17 protein-coding genes are annotated in these 16,543 nt (G+C 73.8%); 9 read left to right on the forward strand and 8 right to left on the reverse strand.

Going from position 1 to position 16,543, the window contains the following annotated elements:
* The first annotated feature begins 90 nt into the window (after nucleotides 1-90).
* Complete coding sequence (locus tag HNR68_RS19235) at nucleotides 91-471, forward strand: nuclear transport factor 2 family protein (protein ID WP_179723103.1); 381 nt, start codon at nucleotides 91-93, stop codon at nucleotides 469-471.
* Here the strand turns inward: HNR68_RS19235 and HNR68_RS19240 are convergent.
* The 5 genes from HNR68_RS19240 to ligD form a co-directional block, all read right to left on the reverse strand.
* Nucleotides 456-2,600 carry a xanthine dehydrogenase family protein molybdopterin-binding subunit gene (locus tag HNR68_RS19240; RefSeq protein WP_179723105.1) on the reverse strand — a complete coding sequence of 715 codons (2,145 nt, stop codon included), beginning with the start codon at nucleotides 2,598-2,600 and terminating at the stop codon, nucleotides 456-458. The two genes, HNR68_RS19235 and HNR68_RS19240, sit on opposite strands and share 16 nt — an antisense overlap.
* Nucleotides 2,597-3,583 carry an FAD binding domain-containing protein gene (locus HNR68_RS19245; protein WP_179723107.1) on the reverse strand — a complete coding sequence of 329 codons (987 nt, stop codon included), beginning with the start codon at nucleotides 3,581-3,583 and terminating at the stop codon, nucleotides 2,597-2,599. The genes HNR68_RS19240 and HNR68_RS19245 overlap by 4 nt, the downstream gene beginning before the upstream one ends.
* Nucleotides 3,580-4,071, reverse strand: a complete 492-nt coding sequence (locus HNR68_RS19250; RefSeq protein WP_179723109.1) for a 2Fe-2S iron-sulfur cluster-binding protein — start codon at nucleotides 4,069-4,071, stop codon at nucleotides 3,580-3,582. The genes HNR68_RS19245 and HNR68_RS19250 overlap by 4 nt, the downstream gene beginning before the upstream one ends.
* A 78-nt stretch (nucleotides 4,072-4,149) precedes the next feature.
* Nucleotides 4,150-4,362 carry a hypothetical protein gene (locus HNR68_RS19255; RefSeq protein ID WP_179723111.1) on the reverse strand — a complete coding sequence of 71 codons (213 nt, stop codon included), beginning with the start codon at nucleotides 4,360-4,362 and terminating at the stop codon, nucleotides 4,150-4,152.
* Between the two features lie 5 nt (nucleotides 4,363-4,367).
* Nucleotides 4,368-5,240, reverse strand: coding sequence for a non-homologous end-joining DNA ligase (ligD, locus tag HNR68_RS19260; protein ID WP_179723113.1), 873 nt, complete (start codon nucleotides 5,238-5,240; stop codon nucleotides 4,368-4,370).
* A gap of 366 nt (nucleotides 5,241-5,606) precedes the next feature.
* Here ligD and HNR68_RS19265 point away from each other — a divergent pair, with 366 nt between their 5' ends.
* From HNR68_RS19265 to HNR68_RS19275, 3 genes are all read left to right on the forward strand, one after another.
* Entirely contained in the window at nucleotides 5,607-5,822 is a 216-nt protein-coding gene (locus HNR68_RS19265) for a hypothetical protein (RefSeq protein ID WP_179723115.1), read from the forward strand.
* 79 nt (nucleotides 5,823-5,901) lie between these two features.
* Nucleotides 5,902-7,386 (forward strand): CoA transferase, encoded by a 1,485-nt coding sequence (locus tag HNR68_RS19270; protein ID WP_179723117.1) that lies wholly within the window; start codon nucleotides 5,902-5,904, stop codon nucleotides 7,384-7,386.
* A gap of 179 nt (nucleotides 7,387-7,565) precedes the next feature.
* Nucleotides 7,566-8,363, forward strand: a complete 798-nt coding sequence (locus tag HNR68_RS19275; RefSeq protein ID WP_179723119.1) for an exodeoxyribonuclease III — start codon at nucleotides 7,566-7,568, stop codon at nucleotides 8,361-8,363.
* 25 nt (nucleotides 8,364-8,388) lie between these two features.
* Here the strand turns inward: HNR68_RS19275 and HNR68_RS19280 are convergent, their stop codons facing one another.
* The gene (locus HNR68_RS19280) at nucleotides 8,389-8,889 is read right to left on the reverse strand and encodes an Lrp/AsnC family transcriptional regulator (RefSeq protein ID WP_179723121.1); all 501 of its coding nucleotides are present in this window, start codon (nucleotides 8,887-8,889) and stop codon (nucleotides 8,389-8,391) included.
* A 104-nt stretch (nucleotides 8,890-8,993) separates the two neighbouring features.
* Here HNR68_RS19280 and pdhA point away from each other — a divergent pair, with 104 nt between their 5' ends.
* The 3 genes from pdhA to HNR68_RS19295 are packed head-to-tail and all read left to right on the forward strand — an operon-like array spanning nucleotide 8,994 to nucleotide 12,330.
* Nucleotides 8,994-10,046, forward strand: a complete 1,053-nt coding sequence (gene pdhA / locus HNR68_RS19285; RefSeq protein ID WP_380573444.1) for a pyruvate dehydrogenase (acetyl-transferring) E1 component subunit alpha — start codon at nucleotides 8,994-8,996, stop codon at nucleotides 10,044-10,046.
* Nucleotides 10,046-11,065: an alpha-ketoacid dehydrogenase subunit beta gene (locus HNR68_RS19290; RefSeq protein ID WP_179723123.1), complete on the forward strand. Its 1,020-nt coding sequence runs from the start codon at nucleotides 10,046-10,048 to the stop codon at nucleotides 11,063-11,065. The genes pdhA and HNR68_RS19290 overlap by 1 nt, the downstream gene beginning before the upstream one ends.
* A complete protein-coding gene (locus tag HNR68_RS19295) occupies nucleotides 11,062-12,330 on the forward strand; it encodes a dihydrolipoamide acetyltransferase family protein (protein WP_343050257.1) in 1,269 nt (422 codons plus the stop codon). Before HNR68_RS19290 ends, HNR68_RS19295 begins: the two co-directional genes overlap by 4 nt.
* A gap of 89 nt (nucleotides 12,331-12,419) precedes the next feature.
* Here HNR68_RS19295 and HNR68_RS19300 read toward each other — a convergent pair whose 3' ends face one another.
* A complete protein-coding gene (locus tag HNR68_RS19300) occupies nucleotides 12,420-13,079 on the reverse strand; it encodes a hypothetical protein (RefSeq protein WP_179723125.1) in 660 nt (219 codons plus the stop codon).
* A gap of 166 nt (nucleotides 13,080-13,245) precedes the next feature.
* Here HNR68_RS19300 and HNR68_RS19305 point away from each other — a divergent pair, with 166 nt between their 5' ends.
* Nucleotides 13,246-13,905 carry an FCD domain-containing protein gene (locus HNR68_RS19305; protein ID WP_179723127.1) on the forward strand — a complete coding sequence of 220 codons (660 nt, stop codon included), beginning with the start codon at nucleotides 13,246-13,248 and terminating at the stop codon, nucleotides 13,903-13,905.
* Nucleotides 13,906-13,911: 6 nt separating this feature from the next.
* Here the strand turns inward: HNR68_RS19305 and HNR68_RS19310 are convergent, their stop codons facing one another.
* Nucleotides 13,912-15,117, reverse strand: a complete 1,206-nt coding sequence (locus tag HNR68_RS19310) for an NsdA family TPR-like regulatory protein (protein WP_484592938.1) — start codon at nucleotides 15,115-15,117, stop codon at nucleotides 13,912-13,914.
* Between HNR68_RS19310 and HNR68_RS19315 the strand changes: the two genes are divergently transcribed.
* The gene (locus HNR68_RS19315; protein WP_179723129.1) at nucleotides 15,087-16,541 is read left to right on the forward strand and encodes an MFS transporter; all 1,455 of its coding nucleotides are present in this window, start codon (nucleotides 15,087-15,089) and stop codon (nucleotides 16,539-16,541) included. The genes HNR68_RS19310 and HNR68_RS19315 overlap by 31 nt on opposite strands.
* The last annotated feature ends 2 nt before the right edge of the window (nucleotides 16,542-16,543 follow it).

A 16,543-nucleotide genomic window follows, 5' to 3' on the forward strand; every position in this document is an offset into this window, starting at 1 on the left:
GCGCCGCTCGTCGAGCAGCGGGTGGTGGTCGCCCCGGCCGGGGCGGGCCGACGAGCGCGCGCGGGCCCGCCGTGCCACACTCCCCGGGCCATGGACTGGCGACGAGCGATGGCGTGGGTCGACAGGTACGAGCGGGCGTGGCGCACCCCGGGCGTCGACGTCCTCGCCGAGCTGTTCACCCCGGACGCCACCTACCAGCAGGCCCCGTACCGGCAACCGGTCGTCGGGCTGCCTGCCCTCGCGCGGATGTGGGAAGCCGAGCGCACCGGGCCGGACGAGCGGTTCGCGATGACCGCCGCCCCGGTGGCGCTCGAGGGCGACACCGCGGTCGTCCGCGTCGAGGTCCGCTACGGCGACCCGGTGACCCAGGAGTACCGCGACCTGTGGGTCGTCCGGTTCGCCGCGGACGGCCGGTGCCGGGCCTTCGAGGAGTGGCCCTTCTGGCCCGGCGGGGACTACCGCCCGGGCTGAGCGCCCCACCCCCTGCGCGGGGCCGGCACCTGCAGCTCCGGGGTCAGGAAGCGGTCCAGCGTCAGCGGCAGGTCCCGGACCCGGACACCGGTGGCGTGGTGCGCCGCGTTGGCGATCGCCGCCGCCGTGCCGACGATGCCGAGCTCGCCGATCCCCTTGGTGCCCATCGGGTTCACGTACGGGTCGTGCTCCTCGACGAAGCGCACCTCGATCTCGCCGACGTCGGCGTTGGTGGCGATGTGGTACTCGGCGAAGTCGTGGTTGACCACGTGGCCGTAGCGCGGGTCGACCACGCTGTGCTCGTGCAGCGCCATGGACAGCCCCATGGTCATCCCGCCGAGCAGCTGCGAGCGGGCCGTCTTGGGGTTGACGATCCGGCCGGCCGCGAAGACCCCCACCATCCGCGGGACCCGCACCTCCCCGGTGTCGGCGTGCACCCGGACCTCGACGAACTGGGCGCCGAAGCTGTGCATCGCCAGCTGCCCGGCGTAGGGGTTGTCCGGCAGCGCGCCCGTGACCTCCACGCCTTCGTCCGGGACCGCCTCGCCCTCGGGCAGCTGGTCGCGCAACCGGCGGGCCGCGTCCACGATCGCCGAGCCCCAGCAGGTGATCCCGGTCGAGCCCCCGGCGCCGGAGGCGTAGGGCAGGTCGGTGTCGCCGATGCTGAGCTGCACGCGGGAGATGTCCACGTCCAGCGCGTCCGCGGCGATCTGGGTCAGCGCCGTCCACGCACCGGTGCCGATGTCGGCCGCGCCGAGGAGCACCCGGTACCGGCCGTCCGGCCGGGCCTGGATGGTGGCGTGCGTGCCGGGCATGGTGAGCACCGGGTAGGTCGAGGCCGCGACCCCGGTGCCGACCAGCCACCGGCCGTCGTGGGTGGACCGCGGCCGGGGGTCGCGCTGCGCCCAGCCGAAGCGCTCCGCGCCCTCGCGCAGGCAGGCGACCAGGTTCCGGCTGGAGAACGGGCGCCCGGTGTCCGGGTCGGTGTCGGGTTCGTTGCGGATGCGGAACTCCACCGGGTCCAGCCCGCAGGCGATGGCCATCTCGTCCATCGCCACCTCCAGGCCGAACATGCCGGGGCACTCGCCCGGCGCCCGCATCCACGACGGCACCGGCACGTCGAGCTCGGCGACCCGGTGGGTGGTGCGGCGGTTCGGCGCGGCGTACATGGTGCGGGTGGGCACCGCGGTCTGCTCGACGAACTCCTTGATCCGGGAGGTCTGCGACACCGCGTCGTGGCTGATCGCGGTGAGGTGGCCGGAGGGGTCGGCGCCCAGCCGGACGCGCTGCAGGGTGCCGGTGCGGTAGCCGACGACGGTGAACATCTGCTGCCTGGTCAGCACCAGCTTCACCGGCCGCGGCGCGACCTGCCGCGCGGCCATCGCCGCCAGGACCACGTGCGCGTGCGGCAGCCCCTTGCAGCCGAAGCCGCCTCCGGTGTGCGGGCACACCACGTGGATGCGTTCCCGGTCCAGTCCGAAGATCGTCGCGATGCTGTCCCGCACCCAGTGCACGCCCTGCGTGGAGTCGTAGAGGGTGAGGTCGCCGTCGGTCCAGACCGCGATGGTGGCGTGCGGTTCCAGCGGGTTGTTGTGCTCCTGCGGCGTGGTGTAGACCTCGTCGAGCGTCACGGCGGCGCTGGTCAGCGCGGCGTCCACGTCGCCCTCGGAGGTGTCGGTCTGGAACCCGCCGTTGACCAGCTCGGGCCTGACCAGGTCGGGCCGGGCCGGGTGCAGGTCGACGTCGTGCTCCCGCTGCTCGTAGTCGACGTGCACCAGGTGCGCCGCCCGCCGCGCGGCCTCAGGGCTCTCGGCGAGCACCGCGCCGATGATCTGGTCGCGGAAGGCGACCTCCGGGGTCTGCAGGATGGTCAGCTCGGCGTCCTGCTCTGGGACCAGGTGCGGGGCGTTGAGGTGTGTGAGCACCCCGGCCACCCCGGGTTCGGCCATCGCCTCGGAGGTGTCGATGCCGGTGATCCGGCCCAGCGGGATCTCCGCCTGCAGCAGGTGGGCGTGCAGCGGCCGGTCGACCGGGTGCTCCGCCGCGTACAACGCTGTGCCGCGGACCTTCTCCGCGCCTTCGAGGCGGTCCACCGGGGCGCCGATGGCCCTGGTCGTCGTCGCGGTCATCGTGGCACCCCCGAGAGGTCGGACAGCACGCCGACGATCAGGTTGCGCGCCAGCGGGACCTTGAACTGGTTGCCGGGCAGCGGTTGCGCCGCGGCGAGCTCGGCGTCGGCGGCCTGGCGGAACGCCTCCTCGGTCGGCTCGGCGCCGCGCAAGGCGGCCTCGGCCTCGGTGGCCCGCCAGGGCTTGTGCGCGACCCCGCCCAGCGCCAGCCGGACGTCGCGCAGCACGCCATCGGCGAGGTCGACCGCAGCGGCCACCGACACCAGCGCGAACGCGAAGGACGCGCGGTCGCGCACCTTGCGGTAGCGGGACCTGGTGGAGGGGCCGAGCAGCGGGACGTCGATCGAGGTGATGAGCTCGCCGTGCTCCAGGACGGTGTCCCGCTGCGGTTCGTCGCCGGGCAGCCGGTGCAGGTCCACCAGCGGGATCGCCCGCGGCCCGGACGGGCCCTCGGTGTTCACCACGGCGTCGAGGGCGGCCAGCGCCACCGCCATGTCCGAGGGGTGGGTGGCGATGCACGCGCTGGACGCGCCGAGGACGGCGTGCTCGCGCTGGAACCCCTCACGTGCGGCACAGCCGGTGCTGGGTTCGCGCTTGTTGCAGGCCGCGGTGACGTCCTGGAAGTACGGGCACCGGGTGCGCTGCAGGAGGTTGCCACCGGTCGTGGCGAGGTTGCGCAGCTGCCCCGACGCGCCGGCCAGGACCGCCTGCGACAGCACCGGGAACCGCTGCCGGACCACCTCGTTCGCGGCCAGCGCGCTGTTGGTGACCGCCGCGCCGATCCGCACGGAGTCCGGGTGCTCCTCGACCCGGTCCGAGGTCAACTGCCGGACGTCGACCAGCAGGTCCGGCACCTCGACCTCGAGCTTCATCAGGTCGACCAGGTTGGTGCCACCGGCCAGGTACTCGGCGCCGGGCCGGTCGGCGAGCGTGCTCACCGCGCTCGCGACGTCCGGGACGTGCTGGTACTGGAACGGTCTCATCGCCGCACGACCTCCACGATGGCTGGGACCACGTTGGCGTAGGCGCCGCAGCGGCACAGGTTCCCGCTCATGCGCTCGCGCACTTCATCGGACAGGTCGGCGGACTCCGGGGTGACCGCGCTGGGCTCTCCGTCGTGCATCTCCTGCACCATGCCCACCGCCGACACCACCTGCCCCGGCGTGCAGTAGCCGCACTGGAAGGCGTCGTGCTCGATGAACGCGCGCTGGACGGGGTGCAGCTGCCCGTTGCCCAGTCCGTCCGCCGTGCGCAGGTCCGCGCCGTCGAAGGCCACCGCCAGCATCAGGCAGCTGTTGACCCGCCGGCCGTCGAGCAGCAGCGTGCACGCGCCGCACTGCCCGTGGTCGCACCCCTTCTTCGGGCCGGTGATGCCGAGCCGCTCCCGCAGCGCGTCGAGCACCGTGGTGCGGGTGTCGACGGTGAGCCGGTGTTCCACGCCGTCCACGACGAGGGTGATCTCGGTGTCCATTGCCCCTCCCCTCAAGGCCTGTCCACCAGGCCCGGCAAGGCCTGTCCACCAGGCCTACCCCCGTCGTGGGAGGCGCATTCACGGGTCCTCGTCGGGGCGCTCCTGGGCCAGCCGCTCGTCGTGGGTGTCGCCCTCCCGCTCGTCGCGCGGGGTGGGGCGCTTCTCGGTGGCCTGGGTCCAGCCCTCCGGCGGTTCCACGCCGAGCTCGACCGGGTCGCGGCCGAACTCGTCCTCGTCCACGCTCTCGGCCCCGGCCTCCAGGGTCTCGGGCTCTTCCGGTTGTTCGGACATCCTGCTCACCTCCGGTGCGAGCTGCCCAGATCCGCCCACGGATCGTCCTTCTGCGCCAGCCTGCGCGCCATGTTCGCCAAGCCGTAGGACTGCGGTCCCACGCGACCGAGCTCGGCGAGGTCGATCGGCGTCGCGGCCGGGGCGCCGGGCCGGGCGCGCAGCGAGTAGGGCGCGATCATGGTCTGGCCGTAGCCGTTGCGGTTGGTGTCCAGGAAGATCCGGTCGCCGCGCTTGTCCTTGCGCTGCTCGACGGTGAGCCGGTCCGGGTCGTCGCGCACCGCCGCCTCGGCCAGTTCGCGCAGCTCGGCCCGGACCTCGTCGAACTCGCGATCACCGCGCAGCGGCGCGGCGACGTGGAAGCCCCGGCCCCCGGTGGCCTGCACGTGCGGGTCCAGGCCCGCGTCGCGGAACCGGTCGCACGTCCGGCGGGTCACCGCGCGCAGCTCGTCCAGCCCGGTCCCGTCCGGCGGGTCCAGGTCGAGCACCACCAGCACCGGCCGCTCCGGGTCTTCCACAGTAGACAGTCCGATGTGGAACTCCAGGCACGCCTGCCCGGCCAGGTAGAGCAGCGTCGCCTCGTCGTCCAGCACGACGTGGTGCACCACCCCGCGGTCACCGCGCTGCGGCACCCCCACCACCCGGACCCAGTCCGGGAAGTGGTCCGAGGCCTCCTTCTGGAAGAACCCGCTGCCGTCGATGCCGTCCGGGAACCTCCGCATCGTCAGCGGTTTCCCGCGGGCGTGCGCGACCAGGGGCCCGGCGACCGAGCGGTAGTAGTCGACCACGTCCTGCTTGCGGTAGCCCTCCTCCGGGTAGAGCACCTTGTCCGGTTTGGACAGTTCGAACCGGTGCCCCTGCACCTCCAGCTGCGCGCTCATCGCGGGTCACCGCAGCCGGTCGGTCGTCCGGCCTCCGCCGCGTTCGGGGTCGCCGTCCTCGGCGAGCGGCCCCCGGCGACCGCCCACGACGTGCGCGCTCCGGCGACCTCCCACCGGGAGGGGTCGTGCCGCCGGTCGCTCGACCACCGCTGACCGTGCTCGCTCGGGTGCGTTCCCGTTCCGTCCTCGACCATGCCCACCACCTACCCCGCGTGGTCGCTCGCTAACCGGGAGCGACCGAACAACCGCGCGAGGCCGCGCGGACGAACATCAAGTTGAGACGATCGGGTGAAACCGGGAACCAACGGGCGGCGGGTTTGTTCCTATGGGGCGAGAAGTGCACCGAGGTCAGGGAGAAGAGCACCCATGCAGCAGCACGTGCACGCCGAGCTGATCGGCGGCCCGGAGGACGGCCGGTCGTTCATCCTCCCCGCACCGGATGCGGACCAACCGCTCGGCCAGCTCACCTTCCCGTCCTCGCGGGACGACGAGCTGCCGTACGCGCGCTACGACCGGTGCGACCGCCGCGCGGACGGTGTGTGGCGCTACCAGTACGCCGGGGAGGTGGCCGTCCGGTCGTGACCGCGAGCGGAGCGGGCGGTGGGACGACTCGCCGGGCCGCTCCATCGGCACGGGACCGTCGACGCGCACTGGAGGCACCATGTCGTTGACCGAGCGGATCACCCCAGCACTGGCCGCGCCCGCGACCGACGACGCGTTCGACCCGCTCGCCGAGCTCACCGACGTGCTCGCCGGGGTCGGCCTGAGCCCGTCCGACTCGGGCGGGCGGATCACCTTCCGCGGTGCCGACCCGGTGGTGCCCAGCACGCTGCGCCTCGGTGGTGCCGCCGCCATCGCGCTGGCTGCGAAGTCGGTGGCGATGGCGGCGATCTGGCAGCTGCGCGGCGGAGCCGGCCAGGACGTCGAGGTGGACCTGCGCCGCGCCCCGCACCGGCTGTGCCCGTTCTACGACCGCACGTGGGAGCTGCTCAACGGCCATCCCCCCGCCACCGCGGCCAACGCCAGCAACGCGCTCGGCTTCGCCTTCTACCGCACCGCCGACGACCGCTGGGTGATGCCGCTCAACCCGTACCCGAAGCTCAAGGTCGCCGCGCAGAAGCTGCTCGGCGTCCCGGAGGACGCCGAGGCGGTCGCCGGGGCCGTCGCCGCGTGGCGGGGCCGCGACCTGGAGGACGCGGGGGCCGAGGCGGGCGTGGTCATGCCGATGCTGCGCACCCCGGAGGAGCTGTTCGCCGAACCCCACTACCAGGAGTCGCTGGTCCACCAGCCGCTTGTCGAGATCACCAAGATCGGCGACAGCGACCCCGAGCCGTTCCGACCGGGCGGCACCCTGCCGCTGGACGGCGTCCGGGCGCTCGGCATGGGGCACGTGATCGCCGGGGCGGGCGCCGGGCGGGCGCTGGCGCTGCACGGAGCCGACGTGCTCAACCTGTGGCGCCCCACCGAGCTGGAGCACGACACCACCTACGTCACCGCCAACGTCGGCGTGCGGTCCTCCACAGTGGACCCGCGGCGCGGTGACGGACCACAGCTCGTCCGGCGGCTGCTCGCCGACGCCGACGTCTTCTACGCCAACCGCCGCCCCGGGTACCTGGAGCGGATCGGCCTGTCGCCGGAGCAGGCCGCCGAGGTGCGCCCGGGCATCGTGCACGTGACGGCCTCGTTCGCCGGCCGCACCGGGCCCTGGGCCGGACGGGTCGGCTTCGACCAGTCCGCGGGCGCCGTCGTGGGCATGATGGGCCTCGAGGGCGACGGCGAGACGCCGCAGCTGCCGCCGATCCTGGTGGTCAACGACTACATCGTGTCCTGGCTGCTGGCCCTCGGCGCCGCCCAGGCGCTCGTCCGCCGCGCCACCGAGGGCGGCAGCTACCGCGTGCACGTCTCGCTGACCCGTGCCGCGCTGTGGATCCTGGGCATGGGCGTCTTCGACCGCGACTACGCGCACGAGGTGGCGGGCACCGGCGAGGAGCACGCCTACCTCGACCCGGAGACCTTCACCGCGGACACCCCGCTCGGCCACTACCAGGGCGTCACCGACCAGGTGCGGATGACCGAGACCCCCGGCGCCTACCGCCACGTCCTCGTCCCCCGCGGCTCCTCCCGCCCGGAGTGGCTCCCCCGCTAGCCCCCGCACACCCCTGGTGACGCAACTCCAAGGGAAGCCAGGCGTCCGCTCCCCCTCGGATCCGCGTCCCCCAACAGCGGTGAGGGGATCCTGCTCCCATCGCTCCACCTCGCTACCGGCATCGCCGCGCCGGACGAGGGGGGAACGACTCCACCGGAGGTGTGTGGGAGGGTTCCGGCGTGCGGATCGCGAGCTGGAACGTCAACTCCGTCCAGGCCCGGTTGCCGAAGCTGCTCGACTGGCTGGGCACCGCCGAGCCGGACGTGCTGTGCCTGCAGGAGCTCAAGTGCTCCGCGGACGCCTTCCCCCGCGACGAGGTCGGCGAGCTGGGCTACGAGGTCGCCGCGCACGGCACCGGGCGCTGGAACGGGGTCGCGGTGCTGTCCAAGGTCGGCGTCGACGACGTGCGTCGCGGGCTGCTCGACGAACCCGGCTACCTCGCCGACGGGGCGATGTTCGAGGCGAAGGAGCCGCGCGCGATCGGCGCCACCTGCGGTGGTGTCCGCGTGTGGTCGGTGTACGTGCCCAACGGCCGCGAGGTCGGACACCCGCACTACACCTACAAGCTCCGCTGGCTGGCCGCCCTGCGCGCGACCGTCGCCGAGGAGCTGGCCGACCTGCCGTTCGCCGTGCTGGGCGACTTCAACATCGCCCCGACCGACGCCGACGTCTGGGACATCGCCCAGTTCGCCGGCTGCACGCACGTCACCGCCGAGGAGCGCCAGGCGCTGACCGCGCTCACCGAGGTCGGCTTGACCGAGGTCCGCCCGCGCGCCCTGAAGCACGACGTGCCCTTCACCTACTGGGACTACCGGGCGCTGCGCTTCCCGAACAACCAGGGCATGCGCATCGACCTGGTCTTCGGCGACGAGCGGTTCACCAGCGCGGTCACCGACGCCCACGTCGACCGCAACGCCCGCAAGGGCAAGGGCACCTCCGACCACGCCCCGGTGGTCGTCGACCTCGACCTCCCGTGACCGGGCACCCGGCGCCGTGACCGGATCAGCGGTGCTCGGGCTCGAACTCGTCGAAGATCAGCCAGGTGTGGCAGGTGCGCACGCCCGGCAGCGACTGGATGTGGTCGAACACCAGGGTCCGCAGCGACACGTTGTCCTCGGTGCGCACCCGCACCACGATGTCGAACTCCCCCGCCACCAGCGCCACGTGCTCGACGGAGTCGATCTCGGCGAGCCGGCGGGACACCTCGCGCCAGGTGTCCTGCTCGATGGACAGGGCGATGAGCGCCGCCGTGCCGAGCCCGGCCTTGGTGGGCTCGACGTGGGCGTGGAACCCGGTGATCACCCCGCAGCGCAGCAGCCGGTCCACCCTGCTGTGCGCGTTGGTCCGCGAGATGTTGACCCGCTCGGCCAGGGTGCGGATGGACATCCGGCCGTCGCGGACCAGCTCGTCGACGATGCGCGCGTCGATGTCGTCCAGCGCCGGAGCCGTTCGTCCAGCCCGGCCGCGCCGGATGCCGCCTTCCTCGGACGGATGGTCGATCATCCTGTGCTCCCGAAGCCGTTCGTTCCGATTGTTCGCCGATGGCTTGTATCACATGACGCCACTGGCTCACGATCTCATGCCAGTCGTCCAAGGAGGTGTCGGCCGTGGAATGGCTTCCGTCGAGCACTCCGGTGGGGCTGCTGGAGCAGCCCGACGCGCGCTACCCGGTCCCGGAGCCGCCGCGCCTGCTGGCCGCCTACCGGGCGATGGTGGTGGGCCGCCGGTTCGACGCGCAGGCCACCACCCTGACCAAGCAGGGCCGGCTGGCGGTGTACCCGTCCTCGCGCGGCCAGGAGGCCTGCCAGGTCGGCGCGGCGCTGAGCATCGGTGCGCAGGACTGGCTGTTCCCGACCTACCGCGACTCGGTGGCGCTGGTGACCCGCGGGATCGACCCGGTGGAGGTGCTGACGCTGCTGCGCGGTGACTGGCACTGCGGCTACGACGTGCCGAGCACCCGCACCGCGCCGCAGTGCACGCCGCTGGCCACCCAGACCCTGCACGCGGTGGGCCTGGCGCACGGGGAGGCCCGCAAGGGCAGCGGCGCGGTGGCGCTGGTGCTGATCGGTGACGGCGCCACGAGCGAAGGCGACTTCCACGAGGCGCTGAACTTCGCCGCGGTGTTCCGGGCCCCGGTGGTGTTCCTGGTGCAGAACAACGGCTACGCGATCAGCGTGCCGCTGGCCAAGCAGTCGGCCGCGCCGTCCCTGGCGCACAAGGGGATCGGTTACGGCGTGCGCAGCGAGCAGGTGGACGGCAACGACGCGGCGGCGGTGCTGTCGGTGCTGGACACCGCCGTGGCGCACGCCCGCTCCGGCGCCGGGCCCTTCCTGGTGGAGGCGCACACCTACCGGATGGAGGCGCACACCAACGCCGACGACGCCGGGCGGTACCGCTCGGCCGAGGAGGTCGAGCGCTGGCGGCAGCGCGACCCGATCGACCGGTTGGAGCGCCACCTGCGCGCCGCCGGGCACCTCGACGACGCCGCCGTGGAACGGATCGGCGCCGAGGCCGAGGAGTTCGCCGCGCAGGTCCGCGAACGCGTGCAGGACGAGCCCAGCACGGACCCGGAGGAGCTCTTCCGCCACGTCTACGCCGAGCCGACCCCGCAGCTGCGCGAGCAGCTCGCCGAGCTCCGAGCCGAACAGGAGGCGTTGTGATGGCACCGACCAGCATGGCCCAGGCGCTCAACGCAGCGCTGCGCGACGCCCTCGCCGAGGACGAGCGGGTGGTGGTCTTCGGTGAGGACGTCGGCAAGCTCGGCGGGGTCTTCCGGATCACCGACGGCCTGCAGGACACCTTCGGCGAGGACCGCTGCTTCGACACGCCCCTGGCCGAGTCCGGCATCGCCGGGTTCGCCGTGGGCATGGCCATGGCCGGGTACCGCCCGGTGGTGGAGATGCAGTTCGACGCCTTCGCCTTCCCCGCCTTCGAGCAGGTCGTCTCGCACGTGGCCAAGATGCGCAACCGCACGCGCGGGTCGGTCCCGCTGCCGATCGTGATCCGGGTGCCGTACGCGGGCGGGATCGGCGGCGTGGAGCACCACTGCGACTCCAGCGAGGCCTACTACGCGCACACCCCCGGGTTGAAGGTCGTCTCCCCGGCGACCCCGGCGGACGCGTACTCGTTGCTGCGCGCGGCGATCGCCGACCCGGACCCGGTCGTGTTCCTGGAGCCGAAGAAGCTCTACTGGTCCAAGGAGGACGTCGCGCTGCCGGTGCGCACCGAGCCGATCGGCCGCGCCGTGGTCCGCCGGCCGGGCCGCGACGCCACGCTCATCGCCTACGGCCCCGGTGTCCCGCTGGCCCTGGAGTCCGCGGAGGCCGCCACCGAGGAGGGCTGGGACGTGCAGGTGGTCGACGTGCGCAGCCTGGTCCCGTTCGACGACGAGACGGTGACCGCCGCGGTGCGCGAGACCGGCCGGTGCGTGGTCGTGCAGGAGGCGCAGGGGTTCGCCGGGGTGGGCGCGGAGATCGCGGCGCGCGTGCAGGAGCGCTGCTTCCACTCGCTGGCCGCGCCGGTGCTGCGCGTCTCCGGCTTCGACATCCCGTACCCGCCGCCGAAGCTGGAGCACGTCCACCTGCCCGACGTCGACCGGGTGCTCGACGCGCTCGCCCGGTTGCAGTGGGACGACCAGCCGGACCTGAAGTGGATCGGACCTCGGGAGGGAGCGGCGTGAGCACCGACGTGGCACACCCGCGCGCCGCGGACGCGGCCCGGCCGACGTCGCGCGTGTTCACCTTGCCCGACCTGGGCGAGGGGCTGACCGAGGCGGAGATCGTCCGCTGGCACGTCGCGGTCGGTGACCGCGTGGCGGCCGACCAGGTGGTGGTCGAGGTGGAGACCGCCAAGGCCGTGGTGGACGTGCCCTGTCCGCACGCCGGGGTGGTCGAGGCGCTGCACGGGCAGCCGGGCGACGTGGTCGAGGTGGGCGCCCCGCTGACCACCATCGCCGGCGCGGACGCCCCGCACGAGCAGCACCGCACCGAGGAGCGGGCCGGGTCGGGCAACGTGCTCGTCGGCTACGGGACCGGGAGCGCGACGCGCCGGCGGCGCACCCGGGCCCGGCCGGGGCCCGTCGCGCCGCGGGCCGGCGGTGGTGGGGTCCCGCGCGTGCTGTCGCCGATCGTGCGGCGGTTGGCCAAGCAGCACGGCGTCGACCTGTCCACTGTGGAAGGTTCGGGGCCGGGCGGGGTGATCCTGCGCCGCGACGTGGAAGCGGCCCGGGAGTCCGCGCCGGTCCACGAGCTCCCGTCGCGGTCCGGCGAGGTCCGCACCCCGCTGCGCGGGCTGCGCGGCGCGGTGGCCGACAAGCTCACCCGCAGCCGCCGCGAGATCCCGGACGCCAGCACGTGGGTGGACGTGGACGCTTCCCGCCTGCTGGAGGCCCGCGAGGCGCTGCGGGAGCGCGGCATCGGCCTGCTGGCGCTGCTCGCGCGGTTCTGCGTCGCCGGGCTGCGGCGGTTCCCGGAGCTCAACGCGTCGGTGGACACCGAGCGCGGCGAGATCGTCCAGCACGGCCAGGTCAACCTGGGCTTCGCCGCCCAGACCCCGCGCGGACTGGTGGTCCCGGTGGTGCGCGACGCGCACGAGATGACCACCGCGCAGCTCGCCGAGGCGATCGCGCACCGCACCGAGCGAGCCCGCGCCGGCGACCTGGCGCCGCAGCACCTCACCGGCGGCACCTTCACGCTGAACAACTACGGGGTGTTCGGTGTGGACGGTTCGACGCCGATCATCAACCACCCGGAGGCGGCGATCCTCGGCGTCGGCCGCATCACCGACAAGCCGTGGGCCTTCCAGGGCGAGCTGGCGCTGCGCAAGGTCACCCAGCTGTCCCTGACCTTCGACCACCGGGTCTGCGACGGGGGGACGGCGGGCGGTTTCCTCCGCTACGTCGCCGACTGCGTCGAGGACCCGGTCACCGCGCTCGCCGACCTGTGAGGCGGCAGTGGTGGGCGAGGACCCCCTGCTCGCCCACCACTGCCCGGCAGCGCCGAGCTCACGACCCCCACCGTGAGCTCGGCGCGGGCTCAGGCGCCCTCGGCGCTGGTGGCGTGGTCGTAGTAGCCGAGGACCCCCGTGGCACCGTGGAGCGCGAAGCCCGCTTCCGGCGTGCGGGGTTCGCCGGCCGCCTCGATGACGCCGCGGAGCGTCACGTTGACCAGGTCGTCCAAGGCGCGCCACCGGGCGGCCGGGCTCTCGTCGTCCTGGGCCCGGTCGGCGAAGTCCGCTTCGCAGCGCTCGATCCCCTCGCGGAGCCGGCGGACCAGTTCCGTGAAGGTCCCGCGCCCGCGGCGGGGCGCCAGGTCGTCGGCGTGGGACGCCAGGAGCCCGGCCATGTAGGTGATGTCCTCGACGTGGTTGCCGAGCCACTTGCGGCGGCGGTAGATGTCGCCGAGCTCCGGCCAGCGCTTGCGCGCCGCCTGCCGGGTGCGCCCGGTGACCGCGCTCAGGTCGGCCAGGCTCGCGCCCAGCCACACCGACTCCTCGGCCGCCTCGGCGGTCTGCCGCATCGCCGCTTCCGCCACCCGCTCCTCGGCGTCCAGCGCGGCCCGGAACCTGCTCAGCGCGCGCAGTCGCCGCTCCTGCTCGTCGCCGACGTCGCTGGCCTTGGGCCCCGGGTCGAGCACCTCGACCGGTGTCGCGTCGGCCAGCTGCCGCACCAACCGGTCCACATCGTCGCCTGCCATCGCTCGACCCTCCCTGTGTGAACTTGAGGTTCACAGTACAGGTGTGAACCTGAGGTTCACAACCTTTTTCGCGACGATCCTCCCGCACGGCGTCTGATCACCAGCGCTGCCGCACCGCCCCGCGGGTGACCTAGGGTGGTGCGGCAGCCAGCGACGAGGAGGAGCCGTGCCGGTCACCGGAGACCACGCCACGCGAGCGCGCGTCCCGCTGCGCGAGCGGGTGCGGCAGGAGTTGCAGTCCCGCATCGTCGACGGCCGGTTGCTGCCCGGGGACCGGATCTTCGAGCAGGACCTGGCCGCTGAGCTCGGCGTCTCCCGCGTCCCGGTGCGCGAGGCGATCCGGATGCTGCAGAGCGAGGGCTTCGTCGACGTCCCGCCCGGCCGGCGCGGCGTGTTCGTCCGCGGGCTGGACCGCCGCCAGGCGCAGGAGCTGTTCGAGGTCCGGGAAGCGCTGGAGGTCCACGCCGCGCGGCTGGCGGCCGAGCGGGCCGAGTCCGGGGACGTCGCGGCGCTGGCCGACCTGGCCGAGCAGGCGCGCCGGGCGTTCGAGGCGGGCGAGATCGAGGCGATGTCCGACGCCAACGCCGCGTTCCACGACACGCTCGTGCAGCTGAGCGGCAACGAGCTGCTCGCGACGATGCTGGAGCCGCTGCACGGCCGGCTCGCCTACCTGTTCCGGATGAACCTGGAACCCGACCGGGTCTGCCGGGAGCACGAGGAGCTCCAGGCGGCGATCAGCGCCGGCGACGCCGACCGGGCCGCCGCCGTCGCCAAGCAGCACGTGCTCTCCAGCCGCCGGATGGTGCTGGAACGCATGCTCCCCTGACCGCGGTCAGGACGTCCGGCGCACCAGGGCCACGAGCGTGTCGTCCAGGGAGGACGGGGCACCGCCCCGACGTGCCGCGCTCGCGGCCGCACGGATCCGCAGCGCAGCGCGCCCCGAGCCGACGTGCTCCGCGAGCCGGTGCAGTGCCAGCGCGGCGTGCTCCGCGTCGCGCCAGTCGCGGAGGCCGACCAGCGCGTCCAGCAGGAACGCGCCGCCGATGAACCGGGCCCACCGGTAGCGCTCCGCGGTGGCCCCGACCGCCGCGGCGTAGCGCTCCACGGCCCGCGCGGGTTCGCCGACCGCGCGCCACACCTCGCCCTCGTGCACCGCGAGCTCCCGGTCGGTGACCCACCAGGACCACTCCGGGTCCGTCCGGTGCACACCGTCGGACAGGTCCGACCGGGCGCGCGCCAGCACCGCGAACGCGCGGTCGTCGCCCAGGGCGGCGGCGGCCCGCGCGCGGCGCAGGCCGGCCAGGGCGCGAAGCCGGGGCGAGAGCGGGCGCGTCTCCATCAGCTCGACCGCGTCCAGGGCCGCGCGCGGCCGTCCCGTCTCGTGGGCCTGCAGCGCGGTGTTGCCCAGGACGAACAGCTCCATGCCGCGGTCCCCGGCCAGGCGGGCCAGGCGCAGCGCCTGCCGGTTCAGGCCACGAGCGGCGTCGAACCGCGCGGAGTCGAACGCCAGCCAGCCGGCCACCTCGCCGAGCTCGGCGGTGACCGCGAGCAGGTCGCGCTCGACGGAGGGGGCGTACCGGCCCGCTGCCAGCAGGGCCGTCGTGGCGCGGAACACGCGCGCGGCCAGCGGCGCGATCGCCCTCCCCCCGTGCTGCGCGTCCAGTCCGACGAGCCGGGAGACGACCCGCCGCAGCCGGTCCACGTCCTCGCTGCCGAGCGGCTCCGCGCCGAGGACGGGCGGGACGACCAGCCCCCCGAGGGCGTGCTCCTGCTCCCAGCCCTGCCCGGGGTCCGCCATGCCACCACCTCCCGCACCCGCGCCCGGACCAGCTTCGCACGAGACCGCCGCGCCACGCCGCAAACAGCTCTCCACAGTGGACCATCGAGCAGCGGAACGCCCTGCGCCGGCGGGCATTTCACCCCTCGGGAAACCCCTTGCGGCCCGGGGTGAACACGTGTTTACTTGCTTGCTGCAACCAAGTTCACACCTGAGCAGCGAGGAGCCCGATGAGCAGCCCCACGGCCTCGTCCCCCGCATCGCAGCGACGGTCCAAGACCGTCATCGGCGTGCTCGCCTCCTGCGGGATCGCGGTGTCGCTGATGCAGACCCTGGTCGTACCGCTGCTGCCCGAGTTCCCCCGCTTGCTGCGCACCACGCCCGCCAACGCGGCCTGGCTGGTCACCGCGACCCTGGTGGCGGGCGCGGTGTGCGCCCCGGTGCTCGGGCGGCTCGGTGACATGTACGGCAAGCGGCGGATGCTGCTCGTCTCACTGGCCGCCATGGCGGTGGGCAGCGCCATCGGCGCGGTCAGCGACGACTTCGCCGCGGTGCTGGTCGGCCGGGTGCTGCAAGGGGCGGCGATCGGCGTGGTCCCGCTGGGCATCAGCATCATGCGCGACGAGCTGCCCGAGGAGCGGATCACCTCCGGCGTGGCGCTGATGAGCGCGACGCTGGGCATCGGCGGTGCGGTCGGTCTGCCGGTGACCGGGCTGGTCGCCGAGAACCTGAACTGGCACTGGTTGTTCGCCGGTGCCGCCGCGTTCAGCGTCGTCGAGTTCGCCCTGGTGCGGCTGGTGGTGCCGGAGTCGTCGCTGCGCAGCGGCGGGCGGTTCGACCTCGTCGGCGCGCTGGGTCTCTCGGCCGCGCTGACCTGCCTGCTGCTGGCGATCTCCAAGGGCAACGACTGGGGCTGGACCAGCCCGGTGGTGCTCGGCCTGCTGCTGGCGGCCGCCGTGCTGTTCACCGTGTGGGGCACCTACGAGCTGCGCACCACCTCCCCGCTGGTGGACCTGCGGGTCTCGGCGCGCCCCGCGGTGCTGCTGACCAACATCGCCTCCGTGCTGGTCGGGCTGGCGATGTTCGCCGGGTTCATGGTCGGCGCGCAGATCCTGCAGGCCCCGGTGGCCACCGGCTACGGCTTCGGGATGTCGCTGGTGGTCAGCGGACTGGTGCTGCTGCCGATCGGCGGCGCCATGGGGGTGTTCTCCCCGCTGTCGGCCCGCATCTCGCGCCGGCACGGCCCGCGCACCACGCTGGTCCTCGGTGGGGCGGTGCTGACCGCCGGCAACCTCGCCGGGTCGGTGCTGCACGACCCGCTGCCACTGGTGGTGCTCAGCCTGACGGTCGTGGCGATCGGCGGTGCGCTGGCCTACGGGGCGCTGCCGACGCTCATCATGCGCGCCGTGCCGCCGGCGGAGACCGCCGCCGCGAACAGCCTGAACACCCTGGCCCGCTCGATCGGCACGTCCAGCTGCAGCGCCGTCGTGGTGGCCCTGACCACGGCCTCGGTGGTGCGGGTGCACGGGGTGGAGTACCCGTCGGTGACGGCGTACTCGTGGGTCTTCCTGGTCGCCGGCTCGGCGGCGCTCGTCGCCGCGCTGATCGCCGTCGCCACCCCGAGCGCACGTCGGTACGCGCCCGTGACCACTCGGGTGGCGACCGCGGGTGGGCGGTCGCGCTAGCC

Origin of the sequence: Saccharopolyspora hordei (assembly GCF_013410345.1) — a bacterium.
GTDB classification, from domain to species: Bacteria; Actinomycetota; Actinomycetes; order Mycobacteriales; family Pseudonocardiaceae; genus Saccharopolyspora; species Saccharopolyspora hordei.

Coding starts and splice junctions, on each gene's coding strand:
- HNR68_RS19235 (WP_179723103.1), top strand. CDS start 91: ATGGACTGGCGACGAGCGATGGCGTGGGTCGACAGGTACGAGCGGGCG.
- HNR68_RS19240 (WP_179723105.1), bottom strand. CDS start 2,600: ATGACCGCGACGACGACCAGGGCCATCGGCGCCCCGGTGGACCGCCTC.
- HNR68_RS19245 (WP_179723107.1), bottom strand. CDS start 3,583: ATGAGACCGTTCCAGTACCAGCACGTCCCGGACGTCGCGAGCGCGGTG.
- HNR68_RS19250 (WP_179723109.1), bottom strand. CDS start 4,071: ATGGACACCGAGATCACCCTCGTCGTGGACGGCGTGGAACACCGGCTC.
- HNR68_RS19255 (WP_179723111.1), bottom strand. CDS start 4,362: ATGTCCGAACAACCGGAAGAGCCCGAGACCCTGGAGGCCGGGGCCGAG.
- ligD (WP_179723113.1), bottom strand. CDS start 5,240: ATGAGCGCGCAGCTGGAGGTGCAGGGGCACCGGTTCGAACTGTCCAAA.
- HNR68_RS19265 (WP_179723115.1), top strand. CDS start 5,607: ATGCAGCAGCACGTGCACGCCGAGCTGATCGGCGGCCCGGAGGACGGC.
- HNR68_RS19270 (WP_179723117.1), top strand. CDS start 5,902: ATGTCGTTGACCGAGCGGATCACCCCAGCACTGGCCGCGCCCGCGACC.
- HNR68_RS19280 (WP_179723121.1), bottom strand. CDS start 8,889: ATGATCGACCATCCGTCCGAGGAAGGCGGCATCCGGCGCGGCCGGGCT.
- HNR68_RS19290 (WP_179723123.1), top strand. CDS start 10,046: ATGGCACCGACCAGCATGGCCCAGGCGCTCAACGCAGCGCTGCGCGAC.
- HNR68_RS19300 (WP_179723125.1), bottom strand. CDS start 13,079: ATGGCAGGCGACGATGTGGACCGGTTGGTGCGGCAGCTGGCCGACGCG.
- HNR68_RS19315 (WP_179723129.1), top strand. CDS start 15,087: ATGAGCAGCCCCACGGCCTCGTCCCCCGCATCGCAGCGACGGTCCAAG.
- HNR68_RS19310 (WP_484592938.1), bottom strand. CDS start 15,117: ATGCGGGGGACGAGGCCGTGGGGCTGCTCATCGGGCTCCTCGCTGCTC.